General features: G+C 63.4%; 22 protein-coding genes. 8 read left to right on the forward strand and 14 right to left on the reverse strand.

All coding sequences use genetic code 11. From position 1 onward, the window contains the following. Positions 1 to 3: 3 nt before the first annotated feature. From GV035_RS18530 to GV035_RS18565, 8 genes are all read left to right on the forward strand, one after another. Positions 4 to 489 (forward strand): putative toxin-antitoxin system toxin component, PIN family, encoded by a 486-nt coding sequence (locus GV035_RS18530; protein WP_159836446.1) that lies wholly within the window; start codon positions 4 to 6, stop codon positions 487 to 489. Positions 490 to 531: 42 nt separating this feature from the next. Continuing rightward, positions 532 to 1,710 (forward strand): pyridoxal phosphate-dependent aminotransferase, encoded by a 1,179-nt coding sequence (locus GV035_RS18535; RefSeq protein WP_159836447.1) that lies wholly within the window; start codon positions 532 to 534, stop codon positions 1,708 to 1,710. A 62-nt stretch (positions 1,711 to 1,772) separates the two neighbouring features. After that, the gene (locus GV035_RS18540; RefSeq protein WP_159836448.1) at positions 1,773 to 3,314 is read left to right on the forward strand and encodes a 3-hydroxyacyl-CoA dehydrogenase; all 1,542 of its coding nucleotides are present in this window, start codon (positions 1,773 to 1,775) and stop codon (positions 3,312 to 3,314) included. Further along, entirely contained in the window at positions 3,311 to 4,099 is a 789-nt protein-coding gene (locus tag GV035_RS18545; protein WP_159836449.1) for an oxepin-CoA hydrolase, alternative type, read from the forward strand. The genes GV035_RS18540 and GV035_RS18545 overlap by 4 nt, the downstream gene beginning before the upstream one ends. Positions 4,100 to 4,103: 4 nt before the next feature. After that, on the forward strand, positions 4,104 to 4,829 hold the full coding sequence (locus GV035_RS18550) for a histidine phosphatase family protein (protein WP_159836450.1): 726 nt from the start codon (positions 4,104 to 4,106) through the stop codon (positions 4,827 to 4,829). A 41-nt stretch (positions 4,830 to 4,870) separates the two neighbouring features. Beyond that, entirely contained in the window at positions 4,871 to 5,968 is a 1,098-nt protein-coding gene (locus GV035_RS18555; RefSeq protein ID WP_159836451.1) for a phosphotransferase, read from the forward strand. 20 nt (positions 5,969 to 5,988) lie between these two features. Continuing rightward, on the forward strand, positions 5,989 to 7,215 hold the full coding sequence (locus tag GV035_RS18560; protein ID WP_159836452.1) for an acyl-CoA dehydrogenase family protein: 1,227 nt from the start codon (positions 5,989 to 5,991) through the stop codon (positions 7,213 to 7,215). 111 nt (positions 7,216 to 7,326) lie between these two features. Continuing rightward, on the forward strand, positions 7,327 to 8,016 hold the full coding sequence (locus tag GV035_RS18565; RefSeq protein ID WP_159836453.1) for a glutathione binding-like protein: 690 nt from the start codon (positions 7,327 to 7,329) through the stop codon (positions 8,014 to 8,016). A gap of 25 nt (positions 8,017 to 8,041) precedes the next feature. Here the strand turns inward: GV035_RS18565 and GV035_RS18570 are convergent, their stop codons facing one another. The 14 genes from GV035_RS18570 to nuoE form a co-directional block, all read right to left on the reverse strand. Next, positions 8,042 to 8,500, reverse strand: coding sequence for a MaoC family dehydratase (locus tag GV035_RS18570; protein ID WP_159836454.1), 459 nt, complete (start codon positions 8,498 to 8,500; stop codon positions 8,042 to 8,044). A 202-nt stretch (positions 8,501 to 8,702) separates the two neighbouring features. Continuing rightward, positions 8,703 to 9,152, reverse strand: coding sequence for a DUF1178 family protein (locus GV035_RS18575; RefSeq protein ID WP_159836455.1), 450 nt, complete (start codon positions 9,150 to 9,152; stop codon positions 8,703 to 8,705). Between the two features lie 199 nt (positions 9,153 to 9,351). After that, positions 9,352 to 9,951, reverse strand: a complete 600-nt coding sequence (locus tag GV035_RS18580) for an NUDIX domain-containing protein (RefSeq protein ID WP_159836456.1) — start codon at positions 9,949 to 9,951, stop codon at positions 9,352 to 9,354. Between the two features lie 50 nt (positions 9,952 to 10,001). Next, entirely contained in the window at positions 10,002 to 10,322 is a 321-nt protein-coding gene (locus GV035_RS18585) for a DUF2818 family protein (protein ID WP_159836457.1), read from the reverse strand. After that, positions 10,322 to 11,794 (reverse strand): NADH-quinone oxidoreductase subunit NuoN, encoded by a 1,473-nt coding sequence (nuoN, locus tag GV035_RS18590; protein WP_159836458.1) that lies wholly within the window; start codon positions 11,792 to 11,794, stop codon positions 10,322 to 10,324. Before nuoN ends, GV035_RS18585 begins: the two co-directional genes overlap by 1 nt. A gap of 25 nt (positions 11,795 to 11,819) precedes the next feature. Then, positions 11,820 to 13,310 carry an NADH-quinone oxidoreductase subunit M gene (locus tag GV035_RS18595; protein ID WP_159836459.1) on the reverse strand — a complete coding sequence of 497 codons (1,491 nt, stop codon included), beginning with the start codon at positions 13,308 to 13,310 and terminating at the stop codon, positions 11,820 to 11,822. A gap of 13 nt (positions 13,311 to 13,323) precedes the next feature. Continuing rightward, positions 13,324 to 15,405, reverse strand: a complete 2,082-nt coding sequence (gene nuoL / locus GV035_RS18600; protein WP_159836460.1) for an NADH-quinone oxidoreductase subunit L — start codon at positions 15,403 to 15,405, stop codon at positions 13,324 to 13,326. A gap of 17 nt (positions 15,406 to 15,422) precedes the next feature. Beyond that, a complete protein-coding gene (nuoK, locus tag GV035_RS18605; RefSeq protein WP_007588140.1) occupies positions 15,423 to 15,728 on the reverse strand; it encodes an NADH-quinone oxidoreductase subunit NuoK in 306 nt (101 codons plus the stop codon). Between the two features lie 20 nt (positions 15,729 to 15,748). Beyond that, a complete protein-coding gene (locus GV035_RS18610; protein WP_159836461.1) occupies positions 15,749 to 16,447 on the reverse strand; it encodes an NADH-quinone oxidoreductase subunit J in 699 nt (232 codons plus the stop codon). A 144-nt stretch (positions 16,448 to 16,591) separates the two neighbouring features. Then, positions 16,592 to 17,080: an NADH-quinone oxidoreductase subunit NuoI gene (gene nuoI, locus GV035_RS18615; RefSeq protein ID WP_159836462.1), complete on the reverse strand. Its 489-nt coding sequence runs from the start codon at positions 17,078 to 17,080 to the stop codon at positions 16,592 to 16,594. Between the two features lie 35 nt (positions 17,081 to 17,115). Beyond that, positions 17,116 to 18,180 (reverse strand): NADH-quinone oxidoreductase subunit NuoH, encoded by a 1,065-nt coding sequence (gene nuoH / locus GV035_RS18620; protein ID WP_159836463.1) that lies wholly within the window; start codon positions 18,178 to 18,180, stop codon positions 17,116 to 17,118. Next, on the reverse strand, positions 18,180 to 20,516 hold the full coding sequence (gene nuoG / locus GV035_RS18625; protein ID WP_159836464.1) for an NADH-quinone oxidoreductase subunit NuoG: 2,337 nt from the start codon (positions 20,514 to 20,516) through the stop codon (positions 18,180 to 18,182). Before nuoG ends, nuoH begins: the two co-directional genes overlap by 1 nt. Before the next feature lie 49 nt (positions 20,517 to 20,565). Further along, on the reverse strand, positions 20,566 to 21,888 hold the full coding sequence (gene nuoF, locus GV035_RS18630) for an NADH-quinone oxidoreductase subunit NuoF (protein ID WP_159836465.1): 1,323 nt from the start codon (positions 21,886 to 21,888) through the stop codon (positions 20,566 to 20,568). After that, positions 21,885 to 22,370: an NADH-quinone oxidoreductase subunit NuoE gene (gene nuoE, locus GV035_RS18635; RefSeq protein ID WP_159836466.1), complete on the reverse strand. Its 486-nt coding sequence runs from the start codon at positions 22,368 to 22,370 to the stop codon at positions 21,885 to 21,887. Before nuoE ends, nuoF begins: the two co-directional genes overlap by 4 nt. Positions 22,371 to 22,414: the final 44 nt, after the last annotated feature.

A 22,414-nucleotide genomic window follows, 5' to 3' on the forward strand; every position in this document is an offset into this window, starting at 1 on the left:
CGAATGGATAATTCCGCCGCGCCGCTTCAAAATCTGCGGGTCGTGCTCGATTCGAACGTGTGGATCGACATTCTCGTCTTCGACGATCCGGCCACGCGGCCGATCCGCGCCGCGCTCGAAGCCCGCGCGCTCGATGCGCTGATCGACGCCCGCTGCCTTGCCGAACTCACGTATGTGCTCGACTATCCGCAGTTCGTGCGCATCGGAATCGACAAGACGGCGGCGCTCGCGACACTCGCAGGTCTGTCGCGGCTCGTCGCGCCCGACGCGTCCCCGGACGAGCGTCCTCTGCCGAAATGCCGCGACCGCGATGACCAGAAGTTTCTCGAACTCGCGCATGCATCGCAGGCAGATTGGCTCGTCTCGAAAGATCGCGCGGTGTTGAAACTCGCGCGCCGCGTGGCACGCGACTTCGCGTTTCGCATCGCCGAGCCGAAGCCGTTCGTCGCCGCACTGGAAGCACACGCCGGCATCGCCGACCTTGCCTGACAACCGCATGTGAATCCCGCTCAGCTCACGTCCCACTACGCCATGAACGCTACGCACGAACTGCATCCGGCTGCACCCGAATCCTTCCCGTCGCGTCTGCCGAACGTCGGCACGACCATTTTCACCGTGATGAGCGCGCTCGCCGCGCAAAAGGGCGCGGTCAATCTGGGGCAGGGCTTCCCCGATTTCGACTGCGACGCGCGCATCGTCGATGCCGTCGCTTCCGCCATGCGCGACGGTCACAATCAGTATCCGCCGATGGCCGGCGCCGCGCCGCTGCGCCAGGCGATCGCGCGCAAGATCGAGGCGCTCTACGGCCACGCCTACGACGCCGACCGCGAGATCACCGTCACCGCCGGCGCGACGCAGGCGCTGCTCACGGCGGTGCTGTGCTGCGTGCATCCGGGCGACGAAGTCGTCGTGATCGAGCCGATGTACGACAGCTACGTGCCGGCTATCGAACTGGCGGGCGGCAAGCCGGTGTTCGTATCGCTCGAAGCACCCGACTACGCGCTGCCCTTCGACAAGATCGCCGCGGCCATCACGCCGAAGACGCGCCTCCTGATGATCAACACGCCGCACAATCCGACCGGCCGCGTGTGGCGCGATGCAGACATGAGGAAGCTCGAAGACATCGTGCGCGGGACGAACGTGCTGATCGTCTCGGACGAAGTCTATGAACACATGGTCTACGACGGCGCGCCCCATGAAAGCGTCTCGCGCTATCCCGAACTTGCGAAGCGCAGCTTCGTCGTGTCGAGTTTCGGCAAGACGTTTCACGTCACGGGCTGGAAGATCGGCTATGTGGCCGCGCCCGCCGCGCTGACCGCCGAGTTCCGCAAGGTTCATCAGTTCAATGTGTTCACCGTGAACACGCCGATGCAGATCGGCCTCGCGCATTATCTGGAAGATCCGAAGCCGTATCTGGAGCTGCCTGCGTTCTATCAGAAAAAGCGCGACTTCTTTCGCGCCGGGCTCGCCGATACGCGCTTCTCGCTTCTACCCTGCGACGGCACCTACTTCCAGTGCGTCGACTATTCGGCGATCAGCGACATGCCCGAAGCCGAGTTCTCGCAGTGGCTCACGAGCGAGATCGGCGTCGCGGCCATTCCCGTGTCGGCCTTCTATCACGAGAGCCATGAGTCCGGCGTCGTGCGCTTCTGCTTTGCGAAGAAGGAAGAGACGCTCGCGCTCGCGCTCGACCGACTGCGCACGCTCTGAGCGCCCTTTTGCTGCCGGACACGACAGACAACACAGAGAACATCGAGGAGCCGAACCGCATCATGAGTCCGCAGGCATACCAGATCGAAACGTTGGGCATCGTCGGCAGCGGCGCGATGGGACGCGGCATTGCGCAGATCGCGGCGCTCGCCGGGCTGACCGTGCGTCTCTACGATACGAATCCGCAAGCACTCGCGGCCGCGCGTGCGTATCTGTCCGAGACCTTCGGCAAGCTTACCGCCAAGGGCAAGCTCAAGGAGGCGGACGCGCACGCCGCGCTCGCCCGCGTCCACGACGCTCAGGCCATGCGCGAGCTGTCCGACTGCGGCGCGGTCGTCGAGGCGGTCGTCGAGAACCTCGAGATCAAGCGCGGACTTTTCCGGGAACTCGAGGCCGTTGTCGGCGACGCATGCATTCTGGCGTCGAACACGTCGTCGCTGTCTATCACGGCGATCGCGGCGGGCTGCGCGAAGCCGGAACGCGTCGCGGGCTTTCACTTCTTCAACCCGGTGCCGCTGATGCGCGTGGTCGAGGTCATCGACGGCTTGCGCGGCGACCGACACGCCGGCGACGCGCTGATGGAGCTCGCCCGCCGCATGGGGCACACGCCGGTGCGCGCGAAGGACATGCCGGGTTTCATCGTGAATCACGCCGGGCGCGGCATGAACACAGAAGGCTTGCGCGTGGCGAGCGAGGGCGTGGCGAGCTTCGCGGATATCGACCGCATTCTGCGCGAACAGGCGGGCTTTCGGCTCGGGCCGTTCGAGCTGCTGGATTTGACCGCGCTCGACGTCTCGCACCCGGTGATGGAGTCGATCTATCACCAGTTCTACGAGGAGCCGCGCTTCACGCCTTCGCCCATCACCGGCACGCGGCTCGCGGGCGGACTCATCGGGCGCAAGGCGGGCGAAGGCTTTTATCGCTATGTGGACGGCAAGCAGCAAGTGCCGGACGAAGCGCCCGCGCCGACGCAACTGCCGGCGCGCGTGTGGATCAGCCGCGCGTCGCCGGCCGCGCGAGAGCAAGTGCTGAAAGTGATCGCGAAGCACGACGCCGCCGTGCACATCGACACCGGCCACGCGCCCGCGCCGGATTCGCTGATCGTCGTCACGCCGCTCGGTTTCGACGCGACCACGACCGCGGTCGCGGAACATCTCGACGCCACGCGCGTCGTCGCCGTGGATACGCTTCTTCCGCTCTATACGGTCGCGCGCCGCACGATCATGACGACGCCCGCGACCACGCCCGCCATGCGCGACGCGGCGCACGCGCTTTTCGCCGCCGACGGCGTGCCCGTCACCGTCATCCGCGATTCGACCGGCTTCGTCGCGCAGCGCGTGGTCGCGACTATCGTGAACATCGGCTGCGACATCGCGCAGCAAGGCATCGCGACGCCCGAGGACATCGACCTCGCCGTGACGCTCGGCCTCGGCTATCCGCGCGGGCCGCTCGCGCTCGGCGATTCGCTCGGCGCCACGACCATTCTCACGATTCTGCGCAACATCCAGAGCGCGCTCGGCGATCCACGCTATCGCCCTTCTCCGTGGCTCACGCGCCGCGCGCAGCTCGGACTTTCGCTTACCCATACCGAGGAGCTCCGATGAGCGCCGAATTGCTGACACACCGGCCAGCGGGCAGCGACACCACGCTCGTGCTCAAACTGTCGAATCCCGGCGCGCGCAACGCGCTGCATCCGGACATGTATGCGGCCGGCATCGAAGCCCTCTCGACGGCGGAGCGCGACGACTCCGTGCGCGCCATCGTGCTGACGGGCGCCGACAACTTCTTCTGCGCGGGCGGCAATCTGAACCGGCTGCTGGAGAATCGCGCGAAAGATCCGTCGGTGCAGGCGCAGAGCATCGACATGCTTGCGGAGTGGATCAGCGCGCTGCGCGCATCGACGAAACCGGTCATCGCGGCGGTCGAAGGCGCGGCGGCCGGCGCGGGCTTCTCGCTCGCGCTCGCGTGCGATCTGATCGTCGCCGCCGACGACGCGAAGTTCGTCATGTCGTATGCGCGCGTGGGCCTCACGCCGGACGGCGGCGCTTCGTGGTTCCTGGCGCGCGCGTTGCCGCGCACGCTCGCGAGCGAAGTGCTGCTCGAAGCGAAGCCGATCGGCGCGCCGCGCCTGCACGAAGTCGGCGTCGTCAACCGGCTGACGAAAAAAGGCATCGCGCTCGATGCAGCGATCGCGTGGGCCGACGATCTCGGCAGCGTGTCGCCCAAGGCGCTCGCGCGCATCAAGTCGCTGATGAACGCGGCGGACGTGCAGCCGCTCGCCGCGCATCTCGACCTGGAACGCGACGCTTTCGTCGATGCGCTTCATCACGGCGACGCGCTCGAAGGCATTACCGCGTTTCTCGAAAAGCGCCAGCCCAACTACCGCTGAAGCCATGGCTCACTACGAATTGCCGAAGCGGCGGCGCATCTTTCTGATGCGTCACGGTGACGTCACCTATTTCGACGACACCGGCCGCGCCATCGATCCCGAAAGCGTGCCGCTCAACGCGCGTGGCCGCGAGGAAGCAAGCGCGGCGGGCCGCGAGTTCGCGGCGCAGAACGTTCGCTTCGATCGCGTGATCGCGAGCGGCTTGCCGCGCACCATCGAAACGGCGGAGCGCGTGCTCGCGGAGAGTTTCCAAGCGGCGCAAATCGAAATCTGGCCGGAGTGGCAGGAAATTCGCGGCGGACGGCTCGCGAATCTTTCCACGCGCGATATCGAGCGCGCGTTCCTCTCAGTGTTCGATGGCGTCGTGCCGGAAGAGACGCAGTTTCTCGGCGGCGAGACCATCGGCCAGTTGCTCGACCGCGCGTTGCCCGCCATGACGAGGCTGCGCGCGGACACGTCGTGGGACACGGTCCTGCTCGTGCTGCACGGCGGCGTCAATCGCGCGCTGCTCTCGCACGCGATCACGGCGGGCGGGCGCGCGTTCTTCGGGCATCTGTCGCAGGCGACGGGCTGCATCAACGCGCTCGATGTCGGCGAGAAAGCCGGCGACTGGGTCGTGCATGCCATGAATCATTCGCCGCCCTCGCCGCTGCATGCGCAGGTGCGTAATACCACGATGGAACTGCTCTACGCGCAATTCGTGAAGTTCAAGGCGAGCGATACGGATTAAGCCTCACACTCTGCGCCGCGCATACAAAAACGGAGGAGACGATGGCAGACAACGAGACAAACCCGTACGCCGACTTCTCGGCATTCGAAGGCACGCGCCCCGTGCACGAAGGCCAACGCTTCGACACCGACGCGCTCGCCGCCTGGCTCGCATCGCACGTCGATGACTTCGCGGGCCCGCTCGCCGTCGAGCAGTTCGCGGGCGGTCAGTCCAATCCCACGTTCAAGCTCGTCACGCCGTCGCGCGCGTACGTGATGCGCGCGAAGCCCGGCCCCGCCGCGAAGCTCCTGCCCTCGGCGCATGCGATCGAGCGCGAGTATCGCGTGATGGATGCGCTCGCCGCCACCGGCGTGCCGGTCGCGCGCATGCTGGCGTTGTGCGAAGACGAAAGCGTGATCGGCCGCGCGTTCTATGTCATGGCGTTCGTCGAAGGCCGCGTGTTGTGGGACCCGTCGCTGCCCGGCATGACGGCCGCCGAGCGCGCCGCGATCTACGACGAAACTAATCGCGTGATCGCGGCGCTCCATACGGTCGATGTCGACGCCGCCGGACTCGCCGGCTACGGCAAGCCGGGCAACTACTTCGAGCGGCAGATCGGGCGCTGGAGCAAGCAGTACGTCGCATCGCAAACAGAGAAGATTGACGCGATGGATCGCCTGATCGACTGGCTGCCGCAGCATGTTCCTGCGTCGTCGGCACCGAAGGTCAGTGTCGTGCATGGCGACTTCCGGCTCGACAACCTCATCTTTCATCCGACCGAACCGCGTGTGCTCGCGGTGCTCGACTGGGAACTGTCGACGCTCGGCGATCCGCTCGCCGATTTCGCGTATCACTGCATGGCGTGGCATGTCGATCCGTCTCAGTTCCGCGGCATCGCCGGACTCGACTGGGCCGCGCTCGGCATTCCGGACGAAGCCGCGTACGTCGCGCGTTATTGCGAACGGACGGGCTTCAGGATCGAAGGCGACTGGAATTTCTATCTCGCCTACAACATGTTCCGCATCGCCGCCATTCTGCAGGGCATCATGAAGCGCGTCGTGGATGGCACGGCGGCGAGCGCGCAGGCCATCGACGCGGGCCGCCGCGCACGTCCGATGGCCGAACTCGCGTGGAAATACGCGCAGAAAGTCCACGCGTGATGATGGCCCGGGAGACGACCATGAACTTCGAATACACGCCGAAAGTCGAGGCGCTGCGCGCGAGACTGCACGCTTTCTTCGACGCGCACATTTACCCGAACGAGAGCGCATTGCGCGACGAGATCGCGGCGAATCGCGCGGCGGGCAACGCGTGGCTGCCGACTCGCATCATCGAAGACCTGAAGGAAAAGGCGCGCGGCGAAGGACTGTGGAACTTATTCCTGCCGGCGTCGGAGCGCGGCGCCGGGTTGACGAACCTCGAATACGCGCCGCTGTGCGAGATCATGGGGCGCGTGCCGTGGGCGCCCGAAGTCTTCAATTGCAGCGCGCCCGACACGGGCAACATGGAAACCATCGAACGCTACGGCACGGACGCGCAAAAAGCCCGGTGGCTCGAGCCGCTCTTGCGCGGCGAAATCCGCTCGGCGTTCCTGATGACCGAGCCGGAAGTCGCGTCATCGGATGCGACGAATATCCGTTGCAGCATCACGCGCGATGGCGATAGCTACGTCATCGACGGCCATAAGTGGTGGTCGTCCGGCGCGGGCGATCCGCGCTGCAAGGTGTTCATCGTGATGGGCAAGACCGATCCGACCGCGCCGAAGCACGCCCAGCAGTCGATGATTCTCGTGCCGGCGGATGCGGAAGGCGTCACCGTGCATCGCCCGCTGAACGTCTTCGGCTACGACGACGCGCCGCACGGCCACATGGACATTACGCTCGACAAGGTGCGCGTGCCCGCGTCAAACATGCTGCTCGGCGAAGGGCGCGGCTTCGAGATCGCGCAGGGGCGGCTCGGGCCGGGACGCATTCATCACTGCATGCGGCTGATCGGGCTCGCTGAACGCGCGCTCGAACTGATGACCCGGCGCACGCTTGCGCGCGTCGCCTTCGGCAAGCCGATTGCGCAGCACGGCGTGACGCAGGAGCGGATCGCCGAGGCGCGCATCATGATCGAGCAGGCGCGGCTGCTCACGCTGAAAGCCGCCTACATGATGGATACCGTCGGCAACAAGGGTGCGCGCGGCGAGATCGCGATGATCAAGGTCGTCGCGCCGAACGTCGCGTGCCAGGTGATTGACTGGGCGATTCAGGCGCACGGCGCGGCCGGCATCTGCGACGATTTTCCCCTCGCGTATGCGTACGCGTCGGCGCGCACGCTCAGGCTCGCGGACGGACCGGACGAAGTGCATCGCAATGCGATTGCGAAACTCGAGTTTGCGAAATATCTGGAACCGCGCGACTGACTCACGTTGCGCGCCCCGGGCGGCTTCTGCACGGCAAGCGCAAACATGCTCTAATTTTCGCTCCCATTCCGCGACCCGCGTGAATGCGTCACCTGCACGAGAGGAGCGCACATGATCGACGTGTATAGCTGGCCGACGCCCAACGGGCACAAGATCCACATCATGCTGGAGGAGACGGGCCTTGAATATCGGGCCCATGCCATCGATATCGGCGCGGGCGACCAGTTCACGCCCGACTTCCTCGCGATCAGCCCGAACAACAAGATTCCCGCGATCATCGACAACGACGGTCCGGAAGGCAAGCCGTTCGCGCTCTTTGAATCGGGCGCGATCCTCGTGTATCTCGCCGAGAAGACAGGCAAGCTCCTGCCCGCCGATGCCATCGGACGCTATACGACCATTCAATGGCTGATGTTCCAGATGGGCGGCGTCGGACCGATGCTCGGCCAGACGCATCACTTTCGCAACTACGCGCCCGAGAAAATCGACTACGCGATCAACCGCTATACGAATGAAGCGCGCCGGCTCTACGGCGTGATGGACAAGCAACTTGGCGTCACGCAATACCTCGCGGGCAGCGAGTACACCATTGCGGACATCGCGACTTTTCCGTGGACGCGTTCGTGGGAGAACCAGGGCATCGTGCTCGACGAATTCCCGAACGTGAGGCGCTGGTTCGATGCGATCGCCGCGCGACCGGCTGTCGAGCGCGGCGTGCAAGTGCTGGCGCGCGAACGCAAGCCCTTCACCGACAAGGAGAAGGAAGTGCTGTTCGGCGCGACGCAGTACGTCAAACGGTAGACCGCGACGTGTGCCGGCCCGCCGCTTACACCTGCGCGGCGGGTTCGCGCAAGCCGAAGAGCGCGGCCGAATCCACGGTCAGGACCAGTTCGCCGTCCTGATTGTGCGCTTCCCAGCGTGTCGAGACGATGCCGCGATCCGGCTTCCTCTTCGACACGCGCTTGTCGAGCACGCGCACCGTGAGCCGCACCGAATCACCGACGCGCACCGGCTTGAGCCAGCGGATATTGTCGAGACCGGGCGAGCCCATCGACGTCGAATCGGCGAGCATGTCGCGCACGAGAATGCCCATCATCGCCGAGCACGTGTTCCATCCGCTCGCGACAAGGCCGCCGAAGTGCGACGCCCTGCCCGCTTCGTCGGACACATGGAACGGCTGCGGATCGTAGCGGCTCGCGAATTCGATGATCTCCTCGCGGCTGAAGGTATGCGCGCTAAGCGTCACCGCCGATCCGACTTCGAAATCCTCAAAGCTGTAGGTCATGGGTAGGTCCTTGTTTAGGCGTCAGATGATCGAAGGCTGTACGAATCGTGCTGAACGATTCGGGCGAGTGGGCAGTGCAAGGGGGACGGCGCGTCGTTGCGACGGCAGCAGAACGACCGCCGCAATACGCAGCGAGAGAATGGCGATTCATACGCGATGTCTCCTTGTCGAGCCGAAGCCGGGAAGACGCCGCGTTCAATCTTTACTGCAGCGGCTCCTTGAGCGCGGCCGGTACGGGCAGCGGCATCACTTCGATGCCTTCTTCCAGCAAAGCGTGCGCGTCCTCGGGCGTGGTGACGCCGCGGATATTGCGCGCCGGCGCTTCGTTGTAGTGAATGCGCCGCGCCTCTTCGGCGAACCGTTCGCCCACGTTTTCGGTCTTCTCGATCAGCTCTCGCATGAATTGGAGGGCGCGCGCTTGCATGGCGGCCGCATCGGGCGATGTCTTCGGCGCTTCCGCCTGCACCGCCGCTTCCCCGCGCGCCGACGACAGATTCAGACGCGGCGCGGACGGCGTGCGGCTGACATCCGTCGCCGAGCAAACGGGACACGCGACCAGCTTGCGCGTCAGTTGCGACTCGAATTCTTCGGTCGAAGCAAACCAGCCTTCAAACCGATGTTCGTGCGAGCACTTTAAATCGAGAACCTTCATGCTGATGTGACTTCGGTGAGTTTATCTCAGAATCGCGTTTTGCGAACGATCGTGCGCTCTTCAAGAAGAAGTTGTGAATGTCAGCGAGCGAGCGACTTCAGATTCTAGCGGTTTGGCGGCTCAGACGCCGTGCCCGGACGCCAAAACGACAAAAGCGGCCACGCGGCCGCTTTTCATTACGTCTGCACCAACCGGCGTCTTACACAGCCGCCGCCCTGCCCGCCTGCCACTCGCCCGAGCGGAGCTTTTCCAGCCAGAATGCGCCGATGATCGTCTTCACGTCGCTGATCGTGCCGTCCTTGACCCACGCCATCAGCTGCGCTTCATCCGCGATGAACGTTTCGAGGAACTCGCCTTCGTCGAGCTTGGCGTCGCCAGCCGTCAGGCCGCGTGCGAGATAGAGGTCGATGAATTCGGTCGAATAGGAAATGACCGGGTGAATGCGCGTCAAGAAAGTCCATTCCCGCGCGGTATAGCCGGTCTCTTCCTCTAATTCGCGCTTCGCGCACGTCAGCTCGTCCTCGTTCGGATCGAGCTTGCCCGCCGGGAATTCGAGCAGTACGCGCCCGACCGGGTAGCGGAACTGACGCTCCAGCAGCACGCGGCCATCGTCAAAAACCGGCAGGATCATCACCGCACCCGGATGCTCCACGAACTCGCGCGTGGCGTGCTTGCCATCGGGCAATGCAACGGTATCGCGCTTGAGCGTGAGAAACTTGCCTTCGTGCAGCGTGACGCTTTCGACCTTTTTCTCGATGAGGCCGTCGTCGTTATCGGAAACGGTGAACTGGTCTGCCATCTTGCACCCTGTGCCGGTTGAGCAAACAAGCCGCCGAGGGCGCGAAGCCATCAGCGGCGTTTGACGAGATATTGATAGGTGAAGCCCGGAAACGCGAGCACCACGAACAGACTGAAGGTGATGGCGTAGAACTGCCATCCCTGATCGAAACGGTTGCCGGCGCGCGCTTCGAGCATGAAGCCGAGCGCGCCGACCACGAAGTAGAGAACGATCAACTCGCCGATCCTGATCCAGGCGCTTTTCTTCGCCGCCTTATGACGCGCCGGCGCGGGCAGCGGCAACGGCACGACAGCAAAGAGGCGCTGGTTCAGGAACGGCACGTTGGCGCCGACGAGCGCCAACAGCACGATAAACCAGCCCGCAGCCGACATTACAGCGGCAGCGTATGCGTGATCGCTTGCAGGCAAGCCGACATCAGCGGACCCGGAACCAGACCCAGCACGAGCACGGCCAGTCCGTTGAACGCCAGCAGCGAACGATTGAGGCCGTCGGCGACGATCGGCGATGCGTCTTGCGGCGCATCGAAGTACATCAGCTTGACGATACGCAGGTAGTAGAACGCGCCCACGAGCGAAGTCAGCACGGCCAGCACGGCGAGCCACGTCAAACCGGCGTTCATCGTCGCTTCGAGCACGGCGAGCTTCGCGTAGAAGCCGACCGTCGGCGGGATGCCGGCGAGCGAGAACATCATGATCATCATGACGAACGCGAATACCGGGCTGCGCTGGTTGAGACCCTTGAAGTCGTCGATCTGTTCGGCTTCGAAGTCGCGGCGCGCGAGCAGCATCACCATGCCGAAGGTGCCGAGCGTCGTGACGAGATAGATGATGCTGTAGAACATGGCCGAGCTGTACGCGCCCGCCGCGCCCGTCACCTTGCCGTCGACCACGCCGGCCAGCAGCCCGAGCAGCACGAAGCCCATGTTCGAGATGGCGGAGTACGCCAGCATCCGCTTGATGTTCTTCTGCACGATACCCGTGATGTTGCCGACGATCAGCGACAGCGCCGCGAGAATCACCAGCATCTCTTGCCAGTCCACGGCGAACGGCAGCAGGCCCATCACCAGGAAACGCAGACCCCACGCGAACGCCGCGACCTTCGGGCCGCCGCCGGTGAGCAGCGTCATGGCCGTCGGCGCGCCTTGATAGACGTCGGGCACCCACATGTGGAACGGCACCGCGCCCATCTTGAACGCCACGCCAGCCACGATGAAGATCACGCCGAAGAGCAGCACGGCGTCGTTAATGCGACCCGACGCCACGGCCTTCAGCACTTCGTTGAGTTCCAGCGAGCCGGTCGCGCCGTACAGCATCGAGATGCCGTAGAGCAGGAAACCGGACGCGAGCGCGCCGAGCACGTAGTACTTCATCGCCGATTCGTTCGACTGCGGCGCGTCCTTGCGCAGCGCGATGATCGCGTACAGCGACAGCGACATCAGTTCGAGGCCGAGATACAGCGTGAGGAAGTTGTTACCCGAAATCATCACGCACTGGCCGAGCAGCGAGAACAGGCCGAGCAGGAAGAAGTCGCCGCGGAACAGATCGCGGTCTTCCAGATACTTGCGCGAATAGATGATCGACACCGCGTAGCCGAGCGTCACGACCGCCTTCATCGCGCTCGCGAACGGATCGACGATGTACATGCGCGCGAAAAAGTAATGCGGCGTCGGGTCGAGCGCCGAGAACGCGAACCACACGCCGACGAGGATGGTCGAGACCAGCGAGATCGCGTAGGTGGTGCGACGGCTCGACGGACCGAATATCGTGTCGTTCAGCCAGGCCACGACGACGGCGGCCATCAGGATGCCGTCGGGCAACAGGACACTCATAGGGGCGTTTTGCATGATCTTTTAGTTCCTCCGCACGGCGTTACTGAGCCAGCGGCAGCTTGGACTGCGCGACGTGGGAGAGCAGGTTTGCCACCGACTCGTGCATCACGTCGGTGAAGGGCTTCGGGTGCAGGCCCATGTAAAGCGTGAACAACGCGAGCACGACGAGCATGAACATCTCACGCTTGTTGATGTCCGCGAGCTTCGCCACGTGGTCATTGGCCACCGCGCCGAAGTACACGCGCTTGTACATCCACAGCGTATAGGCCGCGCCGAGAATCAGCGTGAACGTCGCGAGGAAGCCGATCCAGAAGTTGAACTTCACGGCGGCCAGAATCACCGTGAACTCGCCGACGAAACCAGAGGTGCCCGGCAGACCGCAGTTCGCCATCGCGAAGAGCATCGAGAACGCGGCGAACTTCGGCATGGTGTTCACCACACCGCCGTAGTCCGCGATCTGCCGCGAATGCACGCGGTCGTACAGCACGCCGATGGACAGGAACATCGCGCCCGAGACGAAGCCGTGCGAGATCATCTGAATGATCGCGCCTTCCACGCCGAGCTGGCTGAAGATAAAGAAGCCGAGCGTGACGAAGCCCATGTGCGCGATCGACGAATACGCGACGAGCTTCTTCATGTCCGCCTGCACCATCGCGACGAGGCCGATATAGATGACCGCGATCAGCGACAGCGTGATGACGACCGGCGCGAGGAAGTGGCTGGCGTCCGGCGCGATCGGCAGCGAGAAGCGCAGGAAACCGTACGCGCCCAGCTTCAGCATGATCGCGGCCAGCACGACGGAACCGCCGGTGGGCGCTTCCACGTGCGCGTCCGGCAGCCAGGTGTGAACCGGCCACATCGGCACCTTCACGGCGAACGCCAGGAAGAACGCAATGAATAGCAGCACCTGCGGCGTCATGCCGATCTTCGCGGCTTGCCACGTGGCGAGATCGAACGTGTGCGTCTGCGTGTACAGGTACAGCAGCGCGATTAGCATCAGCAGCGAGCCGGCGAGCGTGTACAGGAAGAATTTGAACGCCGCATACACGCGATTCGGGCCGCCCCAGACGCCGATGATGATGTACATCGGAATCAGCGTGGCTTCGAAGAACACGTAGAACAGCAGGCCGTCGGCCGTGGAGAACACGCCGATCATGATGCCCGAGAGGATCAGGAACGCGGCCATGTACTGCGAGACGCGCTCCGTGATGACTTCCCACCCGGCGATCACGACGATCACGGTGATGAGCGCGGTCAGCACGACGAACCACATCGAGATGCCGTCGACGCCCAAGTGATACGTGATGTTGAACCGCTCGATCCAGTTCGCCTGTTCGACGAATTGCAGCGCGGCGCTCGACGTATCGAAGCCGGTGATCAGCGGAAGCGTCACGATCAGACCGAGAACCGAGCCGATCAGCGCCACCCAGCGCGCGGGCGCCGGGTTGCGGTCAGAACCTACAGCCAGGACCAGGACGCCGAAGACGATCGGCAACCAGATCGCGACACTGAGAATCGGAAAAGAGTGCATAGGGTCCCTCGCCTTATTTGCCGCCGAGCGTTACAAACAGGGTCAAGAGCCCCAACATGCCGATAATCATGGCGAACGCGTAGTGATAGATGTAACCGGATTGAAGGAAGCGGATCACACCGGCGAACCAGGCGACGAACCGCGCACTGCCGTTGACGACGCCGTCGATGACGACCACATCGCCCTCTTTCCACAGCCCGCGACCGATGGCGATTGCGCCTCGGGCGAAGACCACTTCGTTGATCTTGTCGAAGTAGTACTTGTTGTCGAGCAAGGTATAGATCGGGCCGAAGCGACGGCGGATGACCGGCGGCAGATCCGGGCGCTTCATGTACAGGAACCACGCGACGATCACGCCCGCGAGCGCCAGCCATACCGGCAAGCCCGCGACCGAATGCAGGCCCATCGGGAACCAGCCGTGGAACTCTTCGGCCATTTCGCGCATGCCTTCGTGATTCTCGGCGATGTAAATCACCTTGTCGAACACGACACCGTGCGAGAAGAAGTCGCCGAACAGCATCGGGCCGACCATGATCGCGCCGATGATGACCGACGGAATCGCGAGCAGGATGAGCGGCAGCGTCACGACCCACGGGCTTTCGTGCGGCTCGTGTGCGTGGCCGTGATCATCGTGACCATGACCGTGTGCGTGGCCGTGATCGTCGCTGCCGTGCCCCTGGCCGTGCGTCGCTTCTTCCGCGCCCATCGGCGAGTCGGGGTGCTTCGGACCACGGAATCGCTCCTTGCCGTGAAACACGAGGAAGTACATGCGGAACGAATACAACGCCGTCACGAACACGCTCGCGACCACCGCGAAATACGCGAATCCCGAACCCGGCAGATGCGAGAGCTTCACCGCATCGATGATCGAGTCCTTCGAATAGAAGCCCGAGAAGAACGGCGTGCCGATCAGCGCGAGCGAACCAATCAGCGACGTGATCCAGGTGATCGGCATGTACTTAGCCAGCCCGCCCATGTTGCGCATGTCCTGGTCATGGTGCATGCCGATGATGACCGAACCCGCGCCGAGGAACAGCAGCGCCTTGAAGAACGCGTGCGTGCCGAGGTGGAACACCGCGACCGGATACGCGGACACGCCGAGCGCGACCGTCATGTAGCCGAGCTGCGAGAGCGTCGAGTACGCGACCACGCGCTTGATGTCGTTCTGAACCACGCCGAGGAAGCCCATGAACAGCGCCGTAATCGCGCCGATGACGGTGACGAACGATAGCGCGGCATCCGAGTGCTCGAAGAGCGGCGACATGCGCGTCACCATGAAGATGCCGGCCGTCACCATGGTCGCCGCGTGAATCAACGCGGAGATCGGCGTCGGGCCTTCCATCGAATCCGGCAGCCACACGTGCAGCGGGAACTGCGCGGACTTGCCCATCGCGCCGATGAAGAGGCAGATGCACGCCACGGTCAACAGACCCCAGCTCGTGCCCGGGAACGTCATGGCGGCGAGCTTTTCGCCTTGCGCGAAGACGTCGCCATAGTTCAGCGAACCCGCGAACGCCAGCAGCAGACCGATGCCGAGCAGGAAGCCGAAGTCGCCCACGCGGTTGACGATAAACGCCTTCATGTTCGCGTAGATCGCGCTTTCACGGGTGAAGTAGAAGCCGATCAGCAAGTACGAGACGAGCCCCACCGCTTCCCAGCCGAAGAAGAGCTGCAGGAAGTTGTTGCTCATCACGAGCATCAGCATCGAGAACGTGAAGAGCGAAATGTACGAAAAGAACCGCTGATAGCCGTCTTCCTCCGCCATGTAGCCGATGGTGTAGATGTGCACCATCAGCGAGACGAAGGTCACGATGACCATCATCATCGCCGTGAGGGAATCGACGAGGAAGCCGACTTCCATCTTCAGCGAGCCCATCGTCATCCATTCGTAGATGGTGCCGTTGAAGCTCGCGCCCATCATCACGTCGTAAAACACGAACGCCGAGAGGATGAACGAGATGAAGACGCCGAGAATCGTGACGCGGTGCGAACCCTTGCGCCCGACCGTCTTCCCGAGCAGCCCCGCGATCAGCGAGCCCGCGAGCGGAGCCAGCGGGACCGCGAGCAGGAGGTTTTCATTGAGTGTCGTGGACATAACAGCCTAGCCTGAAATTAACCTTTGAGCTGATCGAGGTCCTCGACGTTGATCGTGTCGAGGCTACGGAACAGGGTCACGAGAATCGCGAGGCCGATCGCGGCTTCAGCGGCGGCCACGGTCAGGACGAAGAACACGAAAATCTGGCCGTGAACATCGCCCAGATAGTGCGAGAACGCGACGAAATTGGTGTTCACCGCGAGCAGCATCAGTTCGATGGCCATCAGGATGATGATGACGTTGCGGCGGTTCAGGAAGATGCCGACGATGCTGATCGCGAAAAGGATCGCGCCGAGCACGAGGTAATGGGCAAGACTCAACATGTTTGTTCTCTCCTTCGCGCTCAGCCCTGATTGTCCACGGCGCCCGCGCCGATGTTGCCGGTCACGGCAGGTTCCACCGATGCATCCGGCGCCTGCTTTTCGGCCTGCATCTTCACGAGGCGCACACGGTCCTGACGGCGAACCTTCACCTGCTTGCTGACGGTTTGCGTCTTCTTGTCCTTCTTGTCGCGAACGGTGAGCGAGATGGCTGCAATGATGGCGACCAGCAGCACGAGACCCGCGATTTCGAACGCAAAAATGTAGTCGGTGTAGATGACCTTGCCGATGAGCTGCGTATTCGGCATCAGCGCCGCACCGCTCACGCCGGCGCCCGCGGCAGCCGTGCCTGCATCGCGCAGCGGCGTGACGGTCGCGCCGTAGCCGTGCCACAGAATCAGCGCCGTTTCGATGACGATGATCGCGCCCACGATGGTCGCGAGCGGCACGAACCGCCTGAAGTCGCGTCGCAGCACGTCGATGTTGATGTCGAGCATCATCACGACGAAGAGGAAGAGCACCATCACCGCGCCGACATACACGAGAACCAGCAGGATCGCGAGGAATTCGGCTTGCAGCAGCATCCAGATCGCGGCTGCGTTGAAGAACGCGAGCACGAGAAAGAGCGCGGATGACACCGGATTGCGCGAGGTGATCACCTTCAGCGCGGACACGGTCAACAGCAGCGCGAAGATATAGAACAGTACGGTTGTGAATTCCATGATTACCGGTTCATCGTTAGGCCATCATCAGGCAGGGTGTGTCGGCGCGCGGCGCAACGCGCCAACAGCAACAGCAATTTCGCTTCGGCTTCGACACCGGCGCGCGGGACGTCATCGTGCTTTGTCGCGCGGCGCCGGTAAGCATCAACGGTAAGGCGCGTCGGCCGCCTTCGATGCGGCGATTTCCGTCTCGTAGCGATCGCCCACTGCAAGCAGCATGTCCTTCGTGAAATAGAGATCGCCGCGCTTTTCGCCGTGATATTCGAGGATGTGCGTCTCGACGATCGAATCGACCGGGCAGCTTTCTTCGCAGAAGCCGCAGAAGATGCACTTGGTCAGATCGATGTCGTAGCGCGTCGTGCGGCGCGTGTTGTCCGCGCGCGTCTCCGATTCGATCGTGATCGCGAGCGCCGGGCACACCGCTTCGCACAGCTTGCAAGCGATGCATCGCTCTTCGCCGTTCTCGTAGCGGCGCAGCGCATGGAGCCCGCGAAAGCGCGGCGACACCGGCGTCTTTTCTTCCGGGAACTGCACCGTGATCTTGCGCTGGAACGTGTAACGGCCCGTCAGCGCCAGACCCTTCAGCAGTTCGGTCAGGAAGAAGGTCTTAAAGAAGTTCTGAATTGCGTTCATGATGATTGGTCCGCTCTTGTCCTGGGTTCGTCCGACTACTTCCAGATGTTGAGCGGCGACATGATCCAGAAGCCGATCACCACCACCCAGACTACCGAGACCGGCAGGAACACCTTCCAGCCGAGACGCATGATCTGGTCATAGCGGTAGCGCGGGAACGTCGCACGGGCCCAGATGAAGACCGACAGCAGGAAGAACACCTTGAGCACGAACCAGAAAACGCCCGGAATGAACGACAGGAAGCCGAACGGCGCGTCCCAGCCGCCGAGGAACAGCGTCGTCGCAATCGCCGAGATCACGATCATGTTGATGTACTCGGCGAGGAAGAACAGCGCGAACGCCATGCCCGAGTAGTCGATCATGTGGCCCGCGACGATTTCCGATTCGCCTTCCACCACGTCGAACGGGTGACGGTTGGTTTCAGCGATGCCCGAGATGAAGTACACGACGAACATCGGCAGAAGCGGCAGCCAGTTCCACGACAGGATGTTGACGCCGAAGCCCGCGAAAATGCCGCGCTGCTGCGAAGCGACGATATCCGACATGTTCAGCGTGCCCGCCACCATCAGCACCACGACGAGCGCGAAGCCCATCGATATTTCGTAGGACACCATCTGCGCCGCCGCGCGCATCGCGCCGAGGAACGCGTACTTCGAGTTCGACGCCCAGCCCGCGAGAATCACGCCGTACACGCCGATCGACGAGATTGCCATCACGTACAGCAGACCTGCGTTGATGTTGCCGAGCACCGCTTTCGCCTGGAACGGGATGACCGCCCAGACCGCGAAGGCCGGCACCACGGTCATGATCGGCGCGATGACGTAGATCCATTTGCTCGCCTGCGTCGGCTGAATGACTTCTTTCAGCAGCAGCTTCAGCACGTCTGCGATCGGCTGCAGCAAGCCCGCCGGGCCCACGCGGTTCGGGCCGATACGCACGTGCATCCAGCCGATGAGCTTGCGTTCCCAGAGAATCAGGTACGCGACGCACAGCAGGATCACCACTGCAACCACGAGGATGCGCACGAGCGCCCACACGGTCGGCCAGGCAACGCCAAGAAGCTGCGTGCCGCCTGCGTTGATCGTATCGAACAAGCCCATTACGCCTTCTCCACTACCAGTTCACCGAACAGGCCGCCGAGTGCGGCGCCAGCCGCGGTAGCCGCCGACACGCGGACCACCGTTTCCGCCAGGTTCGCGTCGCGAACCGCAGGCATCACCACCGACAGGTTGCCTTGCTTGATACGCACGGCATCGCCGTCCTTCAGGCCGAGCTTGTCGAAGACCGTCGTCGGCAGGCCGGCGACGTTCGCGTCGCGCGCCGCTGCCGTCAGGTGCAACGACGGCGCGCGGCGCACCAGTGCGTCGGCGTGATAGATCGGCACGTCGGCGAGACGCTCGAAGCCGCCCTTCACCGAAATGCCCGACGCGGCGCGCTTGGCTGCGACCGTCGACTTGTTCGACAAACGCGCGGTGAGATCGCCCGTGCCGAGCGCGGCCACGCGCACTTCTTCCGCCGTGTCGAATTCGAAGCCCGGCAGGCCGAGCATCGTACCCAGCACGCGCAATACCTTCCAGCCCGGACGCGCGTCGCCCAGTGCGCGGACGACGCCGTTGAACGACTGCGCCGTGCCTTCCGCGTTGACGAACGTGCCCGACGTCTCCGTGAACGGCGCGATGGGCAGGAGCACATCGGCGTAATCCATGCCGTGCTTGAACGGCGACATCACGACCACCATCTCCGCTGCCTTCAGCGCCGCGACGGCCTGCGCCGGGTTGAACGCATCGAGTTCCGGCTCCGCGTTGAAGAGCACGTAGCCCTTGCGCGGCTGTTCGAAGGCCGCGCGGGCGTCGAGACCGCCCTCGCCCGGCAGCGCATCGACGAGATAACCGCCCACCGAATTCGCGCCTTCCGTCAGGAAACCGAGCGTCGCGCCGGTGTTGTCGGCGATCCACTGTGCCGCCGCCTGGATCTGCGCGAAGTCCGGATGCTGAACCGCGACATTGCCGAGCAGCACGACCCGCTTCTCGCCTGCCGACAACGAAGCCGCCACGTCCTTCGCCGCGGCCGACACTTCGCGGCCAGCGAACGCGTCCGGCAGCGCGACACCGCGCGCTTCCGCAACCGCACCCGCGATGCCCGCGAGCTGGTCGAGCCACGCCGAGGGCGCAGCGACCAGGCGATGCGCGGTCGGAATCAGCGAGTCGTCGTTGCTTGCGTTCAGGAACGTGAGCATCGCGCCGTTCTTCGCAGCCTGACGCAGACGCGCGGCGAAGAGCGGATGATCACGACGCAGGAACGAGCCGATGACGAACGCCGTATCGACGTTCGAGAGATCCGCGATCTTCATGCCGAGCCACGGCGCACCCGCGCCAACCGGCGCGGAGAAGTCGCTCTGACGCAGACGGAAATCGACGTTCGGCGAGCCGACGCCTTCCGCGAATTGCTTCAGCAGATACAGTTCTTCGACCGTGCTGTGCGGCGTCGCGAGCGCGGCGATGGCGTTCGCGCCATGGTCCGCCTTGATGCCCTTGATGCCCTTCGCCACGTACTCGAGCGCCGTCTGCCAGTCCGTTTCGATCCAGTTGCCGCCTTGCTTCAGCATCGGCGCGGTCAGACGGTCGTCGCTGTTCAGACCCTCGTACGAGAAACGGTCCTTGTCCGAGATCCAGCATTCATTGATGGCTTCGTTCTCCATCGGCAGAACGCGCATCACGCGGTTGTTCTTGACCTGCACGACGAGGTTCGCGCCGACAGAATCGTGCGGGCTCACCGACTTGCGGCGCGACAGTTCCCACGTCCGCGCGCTGTAGCGGAACGGCTTGCTGGTGAGCGCGCCGACCGGGCACAGATCGATCATGTTGCCGGACAGTTCCGAATCCACGGTCTTGCCGACGAACGACGTGATTTCCGAATGCTCGCCGCGGCCCAGCATGCCGAGTTCCATGACGCCGGCGACTTCCTGACCGAAGCGCACGCAGCGCGTGCAGTGAATGCAGCGCGTCATCTCTTCCATCGAGATGAGCGGGCCCACGTTCTTGTGGAACACGACGCGCTTTTCTTCGTTGTAGCGCGACTGGGACTTGCCGTAACCCACGGCCAGATCCTGCAATTGGCACTCGCCGCCCTGATCGCAGATCGGGCAATCCAGCGGGTGGTTGATCAGCAGGAATTCCATCACCGACTGTTGCGCCTTCACAGCCTTGTCGGAGGCGGTCCGCACGACCATGCCCGCCGACACCGGCGTGGCGCACGCGGGAACGGCCTTCGGCATCTTTTCGACTTCGACGAGGCACATCCGGCAGTTCGCCGCGATCGACAGCTTCTTGTGATAGCAGAAGTGAGGAATGTACGTATCGACCTTATGGGCAGCCTGAATCACCATGCTGCCTTCGGGCACCTCGACCGTCTTGCCGTCAATTTCTAGTTCAACCATGATGGGGAATGGTCCTCAACCTCTTTCGCGCAACTGACTGTGCGCCTGATTACGCGGTAAGCGCCTCGGACGCCGCATGATGCGCGTGCCCGCCGACGAGACAGTGCTTGTGCTCCACGTGATATTCGAATTCGTTCCAGAAGTGCTTCAGCATGCCGCGCACCGGCATCGCCGCCGCATCGCCGAGCGCGCAGATCGTGCGGCCCATGATGTTTTCGGCGACCGAGTTCAGCAGATCCAGGTCTTCCTTGCGGCCGAGGCCGTGCTCGATGCGATGCACCACGCGATACAGCCAGCCCGTGCCTTCGCGGCAAGGCGTGCACTGACCGCACGACTCCTCGTAATAGAAGTACGACAGACGCAGCAACGAACGCACCATGCACCGCGTTTCGTTCATCACGATGACCGCGCCCGAGCCGAGCATCGAGCCGGCCTTGGCGATCGCATCGTAGTCCATGTCGGTCGCGAGCATCATTTCGCCCGGCACCACCGGCGCCGACGATCCGCCCGGAATCACCGCCTTGATCGACTCGCCGCGCACGCCGCCCGCGAGTTCCATGAGCGTCGAGAACGGCGTGCCGAGCGGAATCTCGTAGTTGCCCGGACGATTCACGTCGCCCGACACCGAGAAGATCTTCGTGCCGCCGTTGTTCGGCTTGCCGATTTCAAGGTAATTCTGCGGCCCGATTTCCAGCAGGAACGGCACCGCAGCGAACGTCTCGGTGTTGTTGATGGTGGTCGGCTTGCCGTACACGCCAAAGCTCGCCGGGAAAGGCGGCTTGAAGCGCGGCTGGCCCTTCTTGCCTTCGAGCGATTCCAGCAGCGCCGTTTCTTCGCCGCAGATGTACGCGCCGTAACCGTGGTGAGCGTACAACTCGAACGAGAACCCGGAGCCGAGAATGTTCGCGCCGAGATAGCCGGCTGCGCGCGCTTCTTCCAGCGCCGCTTCGAACACCTTATAGACTTCCCAGATCTCGCCGTGGATGTAGTTGTAGCCGACGGTGATGCCCATGGCATACGCGCCGATGGCCATGCCTTCGATCAGCGCGTGCGGATTCCAGCGAAGAATGTCGCGGTCCTTGAACGTGCCCGGCTCGCCTTCGTCCGAGTTGCAGACGAGGTACTTCTGCCCCGGAAACTGACGCGGCATGAAGCTCCACTTCAGTCCGGTCGGGAAGCCCGCACCGCCGCGGCCGCGCAGACCCGACGCCTTGACGTCGGCGATTACCTGCTCGGCCGGAATCTTCTCTTCCAGAATGCGGCGCAGCTGCTTGTAACCGCCGCGCGCAACGTAATCTTCGAGATGCCAGTTCTCGCCGTTAAGGCCAGCGAGGATCAGCGGCTTGATGTGACGATCGTGAAGAGACGTCATTTCGAAAGTTCCTCGATCAACTGGTCGATCTTCTCGCGGCTCATGAAGCTGCACATGCGGTGATTGTTCACCAGCATGACGGGTGCATCGCCGCACGCGCCGAAGCATTCGCCTTCTTTCAGCGTGAACTTGCCGTCGGGCGTGGTTTCGCCGAAGTCGATGCCGAGCTTCTGCCTGAGATATTGAGCAGCACTATCCGAGCCGCCGTCCGGACCCAGCTGGCAGGGCAAGTTCGTGCAGAGCGTGATCTTGTGCTTACCGACCGGCGCGAGCTCGTACATCGTGTAGAACGTGGCGACTTCCTGCACCGCGACCGGCGGCATGCTCAGATAGTCGGCGACGAACTTCATGAGTTCGGGCGAGAGCCATCCGCGCTCTTCCTGAGCGACAGCAAGCGCAGCCATCACCGCCGACTGCTTTTGCTCGGCGGGATACTTCGCGATCGCACGATCGATTTCTTTCAGGCCTTCAGCTGAGATCATTTTCAGACACGACTCTTTCAATTCCTACCGAACGAAAACCTGCC

The organism is Burkholderia sp. 8Y (genome assembly GCF_902506145.1).
Taxonomy (GTDB): Bacteria; Pseudomonadota; Gammaproteobacteria; order Burkholderiales; family Burkholderiaceae; genus Caballeronia.